A 13415-nucleotide genomic window follows, 5' to 3' on the forward strand; every position below is an offset into this window, starting at 1 on the left:
CGGATGGCGTTCCCGACCCAGCGGGCAAGAACGGCTCGCCAGGCCCGCTGGGCGTACCGACCAGCGATGAGAACCCTGTCGGTGATCTGCTCGTGACAACGTTCGAGTACGGCAAGATCACGTTCGACCCCAAAACTGGCGAGGTTGAGGTGACGGTTAACGGCAAGGTCGTGCCGTCCGGCCTGTGATCGTGACACTGAGGGAGTGACGTGTGAGTTGTGACACGCTCGTGACACTGAGGCCAAGAGTAATAGTCGCCGACCAAGGGGCGGGCCCGCTTCGGCGCAGGTCAAGCTATATTTCAGGTGGTGCCCCCGGCAGGAATCGAACCTGCGGCCTTCTGCTCCGGAGGCAGACGCTCTATCCCCTGAGCTACGGGGGCGCAGGGGAGAACTGACTGCGCCGATGGGCCTGGTCAGCCTAGCGCATGGCCAGGACCGGAAATGGATTCGGGGCGCGCTGCCCGAGACCATAGGATGGACCCCCGTGACCCCCGCCGATCTGGCTGAACTGCTCAAGACGACCGCCGCCGCGGTGCTCGCCGAGCGCGACCTCGATTTCGCCGCCCTACCCGCGGTCGTCACCGTCGAGCGTCCCAGAAACCCCGAACACGGCGACTACGCGACCAACCTTGCGCTGCAACTCGGCAAGAAGGTCGGCGCCAACCCGCGCGACCTGGCCGGCTGGCTCGCCGCAGCACTGGCCGATCAGGACGGCATTGCCGCCGCGGACGTGGCCGGGCCGGGGTTCGTCAACCTTCGTCTGGAAGCGGCTGCGCAGAACGTCATCGTCGGAAACGTCATCGCCGCCGGTCCTGCCTACGGACACTCGTCTGAGTTGGACGGCGTGCAGGTCAACCTGGAGTTCGTCTCTGCCAATCCGACCGGACCGATCCACATCGGCGGAACCCGTTGGGCCGCTGTCGGCGATGCTTTGGGCAGGTTGCTGAGCACTCAAGCCGCCACGGTGGTGCGCGAGTACTACTTTAACGACCACGGCGCCCAGATCGATCGGTTCACCGCCTCGCTCATTGCCGCCGCCAAGGGCGAGTCCGCCCCCGAGGACGGTTACGCGGGCGCCTACATCGGTGACATCGCGGCCCAGGTCCTCGCCAAGGAACCCGCAGCGCTGCACATGCCCGATGCCGAGATGCGTGAGACATTCCGCTCCATCGGTGTGCAACTGATGTTCGATCACATCAAGAAATCGTTGCGCGAATTCGGCACCGACTTCGACGTGTACACCCACGAAGACTCAATGCACACGTCCGGCCGCGTGGAGCAGGCGATTGCCAAGCTACGTGAGACCGGCAGCATCTACCAGAAGGACGGCGCAGTCTGGTTGCGCACCACAGACTTCGGTGATGACAAGGATCGCGTGGTCATCAAGAGCGATGGTCAGCCCGCCTACATCGCGGGTGATCTGGCGTACTTCCTGGACAAGCGTCAGCGCGGCTTCGATCTGTGCATCTACATGCTGGGCGCCGACCACCACGGCTACATCGCCCGCCTGAAGGCTGCCGCCGCAGCATTGGGCGATGACCCCGGCACAGTCGAGGTGCTCATCGGCCAGATGGTCAACCTGGTCCGCGACGGACAACCGATTCGGATGAGCAAGCGGGCGGGCACCGTGATCACGCTCGATGATCTTGTGGACGCCATCGGGGTGGATGCCGCCCGGTATGCGCTGATCCGCAGTTCGGTCGACACACCGATCGACATCGACCTGGAGTTGTGGTCCTCGGCGTCCACCGAAAACCCGGTCTACTACGTGCAATACGCGCACGCGCGGCTTTCGGCACTGGCGCGCAATGCCACCGAACTGGGGATCGCGCCCGACACCGCGCATCTCGACCTGCTGACCCACGACAAGGAAGGTGCGCTGATTCGCAACGTCGGCGAGTTTCCCCGAGTCTTGAAGACGGCCGCCGATCTGCGCGAGCCCCATCGCGTCTCGCGCTACCTGGAGGACCTCGCCGGCGACTACCACCGGTTCTACGACTCATGCCGGGTGCTTCCGCAGGGCGATGAGGCGCCGGGGGAGCTCCACACCGCACGTCTTGCGTTGTGCCAGGCCACCCGCCAGGTCATCGGCAACGGGCTGGGAATCCTCGGCGTCAGTGCCCCGGAGCGGATGTGATCGCGCACCCGGCCGGCCCCCGCCATGCCGAGGAGATACACCTCGGCGGGGCTCCCGACCGTCCATTCAACGCTGCAGACGTTCTCCAACTCGCTGCTAATGTCTGGCCGCACAACGCTGTTCGCGACCACGATGGTGTCGTATCGATTGCCGGCGTGCCGGTTACCGAAATCGCCGCGGAGTTCGGCACACCGGCCTTCGTCATCGACGAGGCTGACTTCCGGGCCCGGTGCCGCGACATCGCGGCGGCCTTCGGCAGCGGCGAGCATGTCCGGTACGCGGCCAAGGCGTTCCTGTGCACCGAGGTAGCCCGCTGGGTCGACGAAGAGGGCCTTTCCCTAGACGTCGCCAGTGGGGGAGAGCTCGCCGTGGCGCTGCACGCCGGCTTTCCGGCCGAGCGAATAGCGCTGCACGGCAACAATAAATCGGTCGCAGAACTGACCGCTGCGGTCAATGACGGTGTCGGTCACGTGGTGCTGGACTCCATGACCGAGATCGAGCGGCTCGATCGGATCGCCGGTGCGGCCGACACCGTCCAGGACGTGCTCGTGCGGGTCACCGTCGGCGTCGAGGCGCACACCCACGAGTTCATCTCCACCGCCCACGAGGACCAGAAGTTCGGGCTGTCGCTGGCCAGTGGGGCTGCGATGGCGGGGATACGAAGGGTTTTCGAGACTGACCATCTTCGCCTGGTCGGTCTGCACAGCCATATCGGTTCCCAAATCTTCGATGTGGCGGGCTTCGAGTTGGCGGCCCACCGGGTCATCGGATTGCTCAGGGACATCGTCGCCGATTTCGGGGTGGACAAGACCTCGCAGATCGCGATCGTCGACCTTGGTGGTGGGCTGGGCATCTCCTACCTCCCGCAAGACGACCCGCCGCCGATGAATGACCTCGCCGAAAAACTCCAGGCGATCGTGCGCGATGAGTCCGCCGCCGTGGGACTGCCCGCGCCCGTGCTGGTGGTTGAGCCGGGGCGCGCCATCGCCGGACCGGGCACCATCACTCTCTATGAAGTCGGCACCGTCAAAGACGTCGCTGTGGCATCCGACAGGCACCGACGGTATGTCAGTGTGGACGGCGGGATGAGCGACAACATCCGAACGTCGCTCTACGGAGCCGAGTATGACGTGCGGTTACTGTCGCGGGTCAGTGCGGCCGCGCCCATGCTGTCTCGCGTCGTCGGGAAGCATTGCGAGAGCGGCGACATCGTGGTGCGCGACGCATGGATGCCCGGCGACGTCGCCCCGGGGGACCTGCTGGGCGTGGCCGCGACCGGCGCATACTGCTATTCGATGTCGAGCCGCTACAACTTGATCGGCCGACCGGCGGTGGTGGCTGTGCGCGATGGCCGGGCACGCCTGATTCTGCGCCGGGAAACCGTCGATGATCTGTTGAGTCTGGAAGTGAGGTGAGCGGTGACTAACGCAATCGGGGTAGCCGTCCTGGGTTTGGGCAATGTGGGCAGCCAGGTGGTGCGGATCATTGAGGAGTGCGCGTCGGACCTGACTGCCCGCATCGGTGCACCCCTGGTGGTCCGCGGCATCGGGGTTCGGCGAGTGGACGAGGATCGTGGCGTCCCTGTCGAATTACTGACCGACAACATCGAGGAACTGGTCTCCCGCGACGACGTCGACATAGTCGTCGAGGTCATGGGACCCGTCGAAACAGCCCGCAAAGCGATCCTCACTGCTCTGGAGCAGGGCAAGTCCGTGATCACCGCCAACAAGGCGCTGATGGCGGTGTCCGCCGGCGAACTCGCCCAGGCCGCCGAGAATGCCCGCGCAGATTTGTATTTCGAGGCTGCCGTTGCCGGGGCCATCCCGGTCATTCGCCCACTTACCCAGTCGCTGGCCGGGGACACCGTGCTTCGGGTAGCCGGGATCGTCAACGGCACCACGAACTACATCCTCTCCGAGATGGACAGCACCGGCGCGGGCTACGCGGATGCACTGGCCGATGCCGGTGCGTTGGGATACGCCGAGGCAGATCCCACCGCGGACGTCGAGGGCTACGACGCCGCGGCGAAGGCAGCCATCCTGGCGTCGATCGCCTTCCACACCCGGGTCACCGCGGACGACGTCTATCGCGAAGGCATCACCAAGGTCACGTCCGCCGACTTCGAATCCGCGCGCGCGCTGGGCTGCACTATCAAACTGCTGGCGATCTGCGAAAGGATCACCACAGATGAAGGGCAGGAGCGTGTTTCGGCCCGCGTCTATCCGGCATTGGTACCCCTGGATCATCCGCTGGCCTCGGTAAACGGCGCCTTCAACGCCGTGGTGGTTGAAGCTGAGGCGGCTGGCCGATTGATGTTCTACGGTCAGGGCGCCGGCGGTGCGCCGACGGCGTCGGCAGTCTTGGGCGATCTCGTGATGGCCGCCCGAAATCGGGTACAGGGCGGTCGCGGACCCCGCGAGTCCAAGTATGCCAAGTTGCCGGTCGCGCCTATCGGATTCATCCCGACCCGCTACTACGTGAACATGAACGTCGCGGATCGCACCGGTGTGCTGTCGGCTGTCGCCGCCGAGTTCAGCAAGCGCGAGGTCAGCATCGCCGAGGTGCGCCAGGAGGGCATGGTCGACCAGGATGGCCAACGGTGCGGTGCCCGCATCGTCGTGGTGACCCACCAGGCGACCGACGCCGCGTTGTCGGAAACTGTTGCGGCGCTGGCTGACCTAGACGTGGTTCAGAGCATCAACAGCGTCCTTCGGATGGAAGGGACCACCGAGTGAGCACCACAGCACCCCGAGCCGTGCATCAGCCCTGGCCGGGCCTGATCGAGGCCTACCGCGAGCGGTTGCCGATCGGGGACGATTGGACACCGATCACTCTGCGCGAGGGCAACACACCGCTGCTCCCGGCACCTCGGCTTTCCGAACACACCGGCTGCACCGTGCATCTGAAGGTCGAGGGACTCAACCCGACCGGTTCGTTCAAGGACCGCGGCATGACGATGGCCGTGACCGAGGCGATGGCCCGCGGCCAGCAGGCAGTGCTCTGTGCGTCGACGGGAAATACCTCGGCGTCGGCGGCCGCATATGCCGCGCGCGCCGGTATCACCTGCGCTGTACTGGTGCCCCAGGGCAAGATCGCGATGGGCAAGCTCGCGCAGGCCGTCATGCACGGTGCCAAGATCATCCAGATCGACGGGAACTTCGACGACTGTCTCGAACTCGCCCGCAAGCTCACCGCGGACTTCCCGAGTGTGTCACTTGTCAACTCGGTCAATCCGTTTCGCATTGAAGGTCAGAAGACCGCAGCATTCGAGATCGTCGACGTGCTTGGCGATGCGCCCGACGTGCATGCGTTGCCCGTCGGCAACGCAGGAAACATCACGGCCTACTGGAAGGGCTACACCGAGTACCACCAGGACGGTCTGGCCGGCCGATTGCCGCGGATGCTGGGCACTCAGGCTGCCGGCGCCGCACCGCTGGTTTTCGGCGAACCGGTCAGCGAACCCGAGACAATCGCCACCGCCATCCGGATCGGTTCGCCCGCGTCTTGGACCTCCGCGGTGGAAGCCCAGCAGCAATCCGGGGGACGCTTCCTCGCCGCCACCGACGACGAGATCCTCGCCGCCTACCATCTGGTGGCCCGGGCCGAGGGAGTGTTCGTCGAACCCGCTTCCGCCGCGAGCATCGCCGGTCTGCTGAAGTCGATCGAAGACGGTTGGGTCGCCAAGGGCTCCACCGTCGTCTGCACCGTCACCGGCAACGGACTCAAGGACCCCGACACCGCCCTGAAGGGCATGCCGGCGGTCATCCCGGTGCCGGTCGACCCGGTCGCCGTCGTCGCCAAGCTCGGCCTGGTCTAGAACGGACTTCGGTGACAAACACACTGCCGCCCGGGCTGACAGCCACCGCGGTCGTCGCAGCCTCGAGCGCCAACCTGGGCCCTGGTTTCGACAGCATGGGCCTCGCGGTGAGTGTCTACGACGAGATCATGGTTGAGACAACGGACTCCGGGCTCGTTGTTGAAGTCGAAGGCGAAGGGTCCGGTCATGTCCCGCTGGACGGGTCCCACCTGGTTGTGCGTGCGATCGAGCGGGGCTTGCGGGAGACCAAGTTGGCTGTGGCGGGCCTGATCGTTCGGTGCCGCAACGACGTTCCGCACTCCCGCGGGCTCGGCTCCTCGGCCGCGGCCGTAGTCGGCGGTCTCGCTGCCGCTAACGGCCTTGCGGCACAGGGTGGTTCGAACCCAATGTCGCCGGAGGCGATGATTCAGGTTGCATCGGAGTTCGAGGGGCATCCGGACAACGCGGCCGCCGCTGTGCTCGGCGGCGCGGTTGTGTCCTGGACCGAGGCCGACGCCGATACTCCCCGCTACGGGGCCGTGCCCATCCGATTGCACCATGACATCAACGTGTTCACCGCGGTCCCGCAGCTGCGTTCGTCGACCGCAGAGACCCGGGTTCTGCTGCCCGAACAGGTCAGCCATACCGATGCACGCTTCAACCTGAGTCGGGCAGCGCTGCTTGTCGTCGCGCTCACGGAGCGACCGGACTTGCTGCTGGCGGCGACCGAGGACGTGTTGCATCAGCCACAGCGTGCAGCCGCCATGCCGGGCTCCGCGGAATATCTGGCGATGCTGCGGCGCTGCGGAGTGGCAGCGGTGCTGTCTGGGGCCGGTCCTGCCGTGTTGGCCTTGAGCACCGAGGCCGACCTTCCGGAAGCGGCCCTCAAGCACGGTCGCGACGCCGGCTTCGCCGTGCGCAGGCTGGCGGTCGCCGACGGTGTCAAGTGGACGGCCGGGATGGCGGCTCGGCCGTAGTTTGCAGTACTCGGCCATAGCCTTCAGTAACGTAGTGTTCAAACGTAGTGTTCAGTGGCTATGGTCCGGTGACACTGTGGTCAGTAACACGCGCAACACGTGAATCACGCCGATTGTTGCTTCCGGCCCGGATGCGGGTTATTCTCGCTCTCGTCCAGCAATCGCAGCGTCTCAAGCAGCGCCGACACTAGGACGTTCGCCCTCTTTCAGGTGTTCAAATTTGTGGACTGACGGTTTGCCTTTTCGGCGAAACCTGGTGATCACCATTGCGATTGGCAATGGTGTGACTCCCGCGTTCAGCGGTTCGGCTGAACGCAAATAACCCCCGCGCGACTCGATCAGCGAGGGAAGAAAGGAAATCCGTGACTGATACGGACCTCATCACCGCTGGTGGCAGCACCGATAGCAGTGAGCTGCCGGACGCCGGTACCCCAGACGCCACCTCGTCCGCGGAGTCCAGCGCGCCAGTCGTGACGCCCGCTGCGGAGAACACACCCGCCGCGGAGAGCACACCCGCCGCGGAGAGCCCGGCTGGTGGCGCATCGGGCGATCGGCGAGGCTCTTTGACCAGCATGGTTTTGCCCGAACTGCGTGCCCTTGCCAAAGAGACCGGCGTCGAAGGCGCCTCCGGAATGCGCAAGAGCGAGCTGATCGCCGCCATCCGTGAGCGCCGTGGCGAATCCACCGGCCGCAGTGACGGTGACGCGAACGGTGACGCAGCCACTGCTGAGGCGAAGGGCGGCGCGAAGAGCGACGCAGCCGCCGGTGACGCGAAGAGCGGCGCGAAGGGCGACGCAGCCGCCGGTGAGGCGAAGGGCGGCGCGAAGGGCGACGCAGCCGCCGGTGAGGCGAAGGGCGACGCAGCAGCAGGTGACGCGCCCGAGCAGGACAACGCTGAGTCCCAGCCCTCCCAGCAGCGACGGGATCGTCGTTCGGCCTCGCGCGGCGCGGGCGGCCCCCGCGGCGCTGAGCAGGGCAAAGATCAGAACACGCGGGATGGCGGACGTGCCCCGGCCAACGGGGCCAACAGCAATAAGGCCGGGAAGTCCGACAGAGATACCGACAACCGCGGTGACAATTCTGACCAGCAGAGTGGTCAGAACCGGGGCGGCAACTCCGACGACGATGGCGAAGGCCGGCAGGGCAGGCGCGGTCGCCGATTCCGGGACCGCAAGCGGCGTGAGCGTGGTGGTGATGGCGGAGGTGGCGACCGCGACACCGAACTGCGCGAGGACGACGTCGTGCAGCCCGTGGCGGGCATCCTCGACGTGCTCGACAACTACGCGTTCGTGCGCACCTCCGGCTACCTTGCCGGGCCCAACGACGTCTACGTCTCGATGAACATGGTGCGCAAGAGCGGTCTGCGCCGCGGCGATGCCGTCACCGGGGCTGTCCGCGTGCCCAAAGAGGGGGAGACGTCCAACCAACGGCAGAAGTTCAATCCGCTGGTGCGCCTGGACACCGTGAACGGCAAGCCGGTGGAAGAGGCCAAGAAGCGGCCCGAGTTCACCAAACTCACTCCGCTCTATCCGAACCAGCGGCTGCGTCTGGAGACCACCAGCGACAAGCTGACCACCCGGGTGATCGATCTGATCATGCCCATCGGCAAGGGGCAACGTGCGCTGATCGTGTCGCCGCCCAAGGCCGGCAAGACGACGATCATCCAGGACATCGCGAATGCGATCACCCACAACAACCCGGAATGCCACCTCATGGTGGTGCTGGTCGACGAGCGCCCCGAAGAGGTCACCGACATGCAGCGATCGGTCAAGGGTGAGGTCATCGCCTCGACCTTCGACCGTCCGCCGTCCGACCACACACAGGCAGCTGAGCTCGCGATCGAACGGGCGAAGCGCCTCGTCGAACAGGGCAAGGACGTCGTCGTGCTGCTGGATTCGATCACCCGGCTGGGTCGCGCCTACAACAACGCGTCGCCGGCATCGGGCCGGATCCTCTCCGGTGGTGTCGACTCGACCGCGCTGTATCCCCCGAAGCGCTTCCTGGGCGCTGCGCGAAACATCGAAGAGGGCGGCTCACTCACGATCATCGCCACGGCCATGGTCGAGACCGGATCCACCGGCGATACGGTGATCTTCGAGGAGTTCAAGGGGACCGGCAATGCGGAGCTCAAGCTGGACCGCAAGATCTCCGAACGACGAGTGTTCCCCGCTGTCGACGTGAACCCGTCGGGCACCCGCAAGGACGAGTTGCTGCTGTCCACCGATGAGTTCGCCGTGGTGCACAAGCTGCGCCGGGTGTTGTCCGGTTTGGATCCCCATCAGGCTATCGATCTGCTGATGAGTCAATTGCGCAAGACCAAGAACAACTACGAGTTCCTGGTGCAGGTGTCGAAGAACACACCCGGCGGAAACGACGGCGACTGAGCGATTTCGGTGCAGTTTGTCATGCTGAGCGTGACCAACTGCACCGAAATCGCGCTCAGCTCACGGCGGGATCGCAGCGCAGCGCAGCGACGATGTAGCGACGCGCGTGACGCAGCACCGAATCCGGGTCCTCTGGATCGAAATGCTCGCTCGGGACGGTCGCCATGCTGGTGGTTACCCGCGCGATCCATTCGGCCGATTCCGCGCAGTCGGTGTCGGGATGGATTTCACCGCCGTCGATCGCAGCTTGAAGGTATGGCTCCCAGAACGCGGCGATCTCGGGGATCAGCCCGCGGACGCCCAGGCCCACGCATGCTGTGAACGCCTCCGGTTCCTCTTGGCGGAGTTTGAGGACCAACGCGCCTGGGGCTTCCGAGGCGGTGTGCGCCAACTCCACACCGGCGAGAATCTGCCGGTCGAGGCCATTGGCGGCGTTCAGGCGGTTGCGTGCTTCGGTCCAGAACGCGTCATGGAGCCGGACGATGGCCGCGCCGAGCAGTTCGGACTTGTCAGGGAAGTGTCGGTAGAGCCAGCCCCGGCTGACTCCGGCGACCGCGGCCACTTCGGAAACGGTGGTTGCGCGAATCCCTTTGGCGGTCAGGCACTGTTCGGCGGCATCGATCAAGCGATCCCGAACGGACCTGGCCGGCGTTTCAGGCTTCGTCGCGGCTTCCACACTCACGCCACTATCTTCGCAAACGTGGGGCTGCTGGTGGGCGATGCGCGTTGGCTGACATCTACCGCAATATCGGTGTGCAGGCGGGGAGGCCGGGGAATAGGCCCGTCCGGACGCACGTTTAGGCCACTGGCGGTTGACCTGGCATAATCGGACGCCGACACCTCGGTTCCGGTTCACGCCGCATCCTCCCAGGCCGGGAGAGGCGACCCGGGGCCCACGATCGAAGAGGAAACCATGAAATCGGGCATTCACCCTGACTATGTCGATACCACTGTGCTCTGCGGCTGTGGAAGCACCTTCGCGACCCGCAGCACTAAGCAGAGTGGACAGATCACCGTAGAGGTCTGCTCGCAGTGCCATCCCTTCTACACCGGCAAGCAGAAGATCCTCGACAGCGGCGGTCGGGTCGCCCGCTTTGAGAAGCGCTACGGCAAGCGCGCCGGAGCCAGCGCGGCGGCGGGACAAACCAAGGCCGCCGGCGACAAGTAGCTCTCCGCTCGGCGCCCGCTCTGCCGCTCTTTGCGCAGGCCGGGCGCCGTTTCGTGGGTAGGAGCACGAGATTCGATCGGGCCTGCAGAGCGCGTTGTCAAAGGAGGCGAGGTGACTGATACCGCACCGGCGATCGATGCGATTCTCGCTGAGCAGGCTGACTTGGAACTGCGCCTCGCCGATCCCGAATTGCACGCCGATCCGGCCGCTGCGCGAAAGGCGGGCCGTCGCTTCGCCCAGGTGTCGCCTATCGTCGCTACCTACCGCAAGCTCGAAGCGGCTCGAGGTGACCTGGAAGCCGCCCGCGAACTGGCGGCCGCCGACGACTCTTTCGTTGCCGAGGTCGAGGAGCTCACCTCAGCCGTGCTGGAGCTCGATACCCAACTCACCGACTTGCTGGCACCTCGGGATCCGCACGACGCCGACGACATTGTGATGGAGGTCAAGTCCGGTGAGGGCGGTGAAGAATCAGCACTGTTCGCCGCCGACCTGGCCCGAATGTACATCCGCTACGCCGAGCGGCGCGGCTGGAACGTCACCGTTCTCGACGAGACGACCTCCGACCTCGGTGGATATAAGGACGCGACGTTGTCGATCGCTTGCAAGGGCGACTCCACCGACGGTGTGTGGTCTCGGCTGAAGTTCGAGGGCGGCGTGCATCGGGTGCAGCGGGTGCCCGTCACCGAGTCGCAGGGAAGGGTGCACACCTCCGCGGCGGGTATTCTCGTCTACCCCGAACCTGTTGAGGTGGCGCAGGTCCAGATCGACGAGTCTGATCTGCGTATCGACGTGTACCGGTCCTCGGGCAAGGGCGGCCAAGGCGTCAACACCACCGATTCGGCGGTGCGAATCACCCATCTGCCCACCGGCATCGTGGTCACCTGCCAGAACGAGCGCTCGCAGCTGCAGAACAAGGCGCGTGCGATGCAGGTGCTGGCCGCCCGGTTGCAATCGCTGGCCGAGGAACAGGCCTCGGCAGACGCCTCGGCCGACCGTGCCAGCCAGATCCGCACCGTCGACCGCAGCGAGCGGATTCGGACGTACAACTTTCCGGAGAATCGGATCGCCGATCACCGCATCAACTACAAGGCGCACAACCTCGACCAGGTGCTCGAAGGCGACATGGATCCCCTCTTCGACGCGCTGGCCGACGCTGACAAGCAGTCCAGGCTGCAGAGCACGTGACGACGCGATGATGAGAACCCGTCAGCTGCATCAGGTGATCGATGCCGCGACGGAGGCGCTGGCGCGGGCCGGAGTCGGATCCCCCCGCGCGGACGCCGAACTGCTGGCTGCCCACGTCGCCGGCACCGACCGCGGCCGGCTGACGTTGGTCGAACCCGGCGCGGACTTCGTCGAACGCTACGAACGCCTGGTGGCCAAACGCGCCGAGCGCGTGCCGCTGCAACACATCACTGGCAGCGCCGCGTTCGGTTCGGTCACCGTGCAGGTCGGGCCGGGCGTGTTCATTCCGCGACCGGAGACCGAGGCTCTGTTGGAATGGGCTATCACCCAACCGTTATCGCAACACCCGCTGGTCATAGATCTCTGTACCGGTTCCGCCGCGCTGGCGCTCGCACTGTGGCACCACTGGCCCGGGGCCAGAGTCATTGCCGTCGACGATTCCGACGACGCGCTGGCGTATGCCCGACACAACGTCGCAGGCACCCGGGTCGAGCTGGTGCGCGCCGACGTGCGCGCACCGGATCTGCTGAACATACTGGACGGCTCCGTCGATCTGCTGGTGGCTAATCCGCCCTATATCCCCGACCTCGCCGAGCTGGAACCCGAAGTGGCTCAGCATGATCCGCCGCACGCACTGTTCGGTGGGGGCGACGGCATGGCGGTGGTCGACCACATTGTCGGCGTGGCCGCTCGGCTGCTGCGTCCCGGTGGGTTCTGCGCCGTCGAGCACGACGACACCACCTCCGACCGCACCGTCGAAGCCTTCGCCCGCACAGGACGATTCGTCGAAATCAGCGCACGGCAGGACTTCACCGGTCGGCCTCGCTTCGTGACCGCGGTACGCGGTGGGTGAGAGGCTCCTGGCATGACAGAACTGTTCGACTGCGCCGATCCTGTACAGCGTGAGGCGGGCATTGCTTCGGCAATCAGCGCGCTCAAGGGTGGCCGTCTCGTCGTGATGCCCACCGACACCGTGTACGGCATCGCCGCCGATGCCTTCGACAGCGACTCGGTGGCGGCGCTGCTGTCGGCCAAGGGCCGTGGCCGTGACATGCCGGTTCCGGTGCTGGTCGGGTCGTGGAACACGATCCAGGGCCTGGTCTACTCGGTCCCGCGGGGCGCACACGAATTGATTCGGGCGTTCTGGCCGGGAGCGCTGAGCCTGGTGGTTCGCCAGGCGCCATCGCTGCAATGGGACCTCGGAGACGCGCATGGCACCGTCATGCTGCGCATGCCCCTGCACCCGGTGGCCATCGAGCTGCTGCGGGAGGTCGGTCCGATGGCTGTGTCGAGCGCGAACATCTCGGGACGTCCTGCGGCGAACACTGCCGGGGAGGCGCGCGAGCAACTCGGCGATCTCGTCGAGGTGTACCTCGACGGTGGGCCCGCCGAGCAGCAGGCCGCATCGACCATCGTCGACCTGACCGGCACGCATCCCCGCATATTGCGGCCGGGGCCGGTGACAGTCGACGCCATCGCCGGCGTACTGGGTATTGAGGCGGCCGCCCTCACCACGCAGACGGATTGATCTTTGAGTTTCGTGCATTACGGTTCAGCGATGATCACGGCGACGATCTCGGAGCCGATCACGGCGACGATGTTGGAGCCGCTCGCGGCTGTGCCCACCGAGCCACTGTCGTCGACCCTGATGGCGCTCTCCGACCGGGGCGCAGGCGTCCCGCTGCGTGAGCTGGCGCTGGTCGGTCTGACCGCCGCGATTGTCACCTATCTGGCCACCGGCTGGGTCCGGGTGCTGGCCAGGCGGT

Annotated in this window: 11 protein-coding genes, 1 tRNA gene and 2 pseudogenes; 12 read left to right on the forward strand and 2 right to left on the reverse strand. The window is 65.8% G+C overall.

Annotated elements, in window-relative coordinates:
* Positions 1 to 188 (forward strand): annotated as a pseudogene (locus tag ACPGXI_RS16770) (hypothetical protein); the annotation flags it as partial.
* 118 nt (positions 189 to 306) lie between these two features.
* On the opposite strand, the gene ACPGXI_RS16775 reads toward ACPGXI_RS16770, so the two are convergent.
* A tRNA-Arg gene (locus ACPGXI_RS16775) sits at positions 307 to 382 on the reverse strand.
* Positions 383 to 486: 104 nt separating this feature from the next.
* Here ACPGXI_RS16775 and argS point away from each other — a divergent pair.
* The 6 genes from argS (at position 487) to rho (ending at position 9296) form a co-directional block, all read left to right on the forward strand.
* Positions 487 to 2139 carry an arginine--tRNA ligase gene (gene argS / locus ACPGXI_RS16780; RefSeq protein ID WP_526654943.1) on the forward strand — a complete coding sequence of 551 codons (1653 nt, stop codon included), beginning with the start codon at positions 487 to 489 and terminating at the stop codon, positions 2137 to 2139.
* Between the two features lie 35 nt (positions 2140 to 2174).
* Positions 2175 to 3554, forward strand: a complete 1380-nt coding sequence (lysA, locus tag ACPGXI_RS16785) for a diaminopimelate decarboxylase (RefSeq protein ID WP_526654963.1) — start codon at positions 2175 to 2177, stop codon at positions 3552 to 3554.
* A 3-nt stretch (positions 3555 to 3557) separates the two neighbouring features.
* A complete protein-coding gene (locus ACPGXI_RS16790; protein ID WP_526654945.1) occupies positions 3558 to 4874 on the forward strand; it encodes a homoserine dehydrogenase in 1317 nt (438 codons plus the stop codon).
* Positions 4871 to 5956, forward strand: a complete 1086-nt coding sequence (gene thrC / locus ACPGXI_RS16795; protein WP_526654947.1) for a threonine synthase — start codon at positions 4871 to 4873, stop codon at positions 5954 to 5956. Before ACPGXI_RS16790 ends, thrC begins: the two co-directional genes overlap by 4 nt.
* Before the next feature lie 11 nt (positions 5957 to 5967).
* On the forward strand, positions 5968 to 6912 hold the full coding sequence (thrB, locus tag ACPGXI_RS16800; RefSeq protein ID WP_526654949.1) for a homoserine kinase: 945 nt from the start codon (positions 5968 to 5970) through the stop codon (positions 6910 to 6912).
* Positions 6913 to 7274: 362 nt separating this feature from the next.
* Entirely contained in the window at positions 7275 to 9296 is a 2022-nt protein-coding gene (gene rho, locus ACPGXI_RS16805) for a transcription termination factor Rho (RefSeq protein ID WP_526654951.1), read from the forward strand.
* Positions 9297 to 9351: 55 nt separating this feature from the next.
* Here rho and ACPGXI_RS16810 read toward each other — a convergent pair whose 3' ends face one another.
* Positions 9352 to 9978 carry a TetR/AcrR family transcriptional regulator gene (locus ACPGXI_RS16810; RefSeq protein ID WP_526654953.1) on the reverse strand — a complete coding sequence of 209 codons (627 nt, stop codon included), beginning with the start codon at positions 9976 to 9978 and terminating at the stop codon, positions 9352 to 9354.
* A 231-nt stretch (positions 9979 to 10209) separates the two neighbouring features.
* Here ACPGXI_RS16810 and rpmE point away from each other — a divergent pair, with 231 nt between their 5' ends.
* From rpmE to ACPGXI_RS16835, 5 genes and pseudogenes are all read left to right on the forward strand, one after another.
* On the forward strand, positions 10210 to 10464 hold the full coding sequence (gene rpmE / locus ACPGXI_RS16815) for a 50S ribosomal protein L31 (protein ID WP_526654955.1): 255 nt from the start codon (positions 10210 to 10212) through the stop codon (positions 10462 to 10464).
* Positions 10465 to 10575: 111 nt separating this feature from the next.
* The gene (prfA, locus tag ACPGXI_RS16820) at positions 10576 to 11649 is read left to right on the forward strand and encodes a peptide chain release factor 1 (protein WP_526654957.1); all 1074 of its coding nucleotides are present in this window, start codon (positions 10576 to 10578) and stop codon (positions 11647 to 11649) included.
* Between the two features lie 10 nt (positions 11650 to 11659).
* Positions 11660 to 12502 (forward strand): peptide chain release factor N(5)-glutamine methyltransferase, encoded by an 843-nt coding sequence (gene prmC / locus ACPGXI_RS16825; RefSeq protein ID WP_526654959.1) that lies wholly within the window; start codon positions 11660 to 11662, stop codon positions 12500 to 12502.
* A 12-nt stretch (positions 12503 to 12514) separates the two neighbouring features.
* Complete coding sequence (locus ACPGXI_RS16830; RefSeq protein WP_526654961.1) at positions 12515 to 13177, forward strand: L-threonylcarbamoyladenylate synthase; 663 nt, start codon at positions 12515 to 12517, stop codon at positions 13175 to 13177.
* Positions 13178 to 13246: 69 nt separating this feature from the next.
* A pseudogene (locus tag ACPGXI_RS16835) lies at positions 13247 to 13415 on the forward strand (undecaprenyl-phosphate alpha-N-acetylglucosaminyl 1-phosphate transferase); the annotation flags it as partial.

Origin of the sequence: Mycobacterium sp., assembly GCF_049608025.1 — a bacterium.
In the GTDB taxonomy this organism is placed as follows: Bacteria; Actinomycetota; Actinomycetes; order Mycobacteriales; family Mycobacteriaceae; genus Mycobacterium.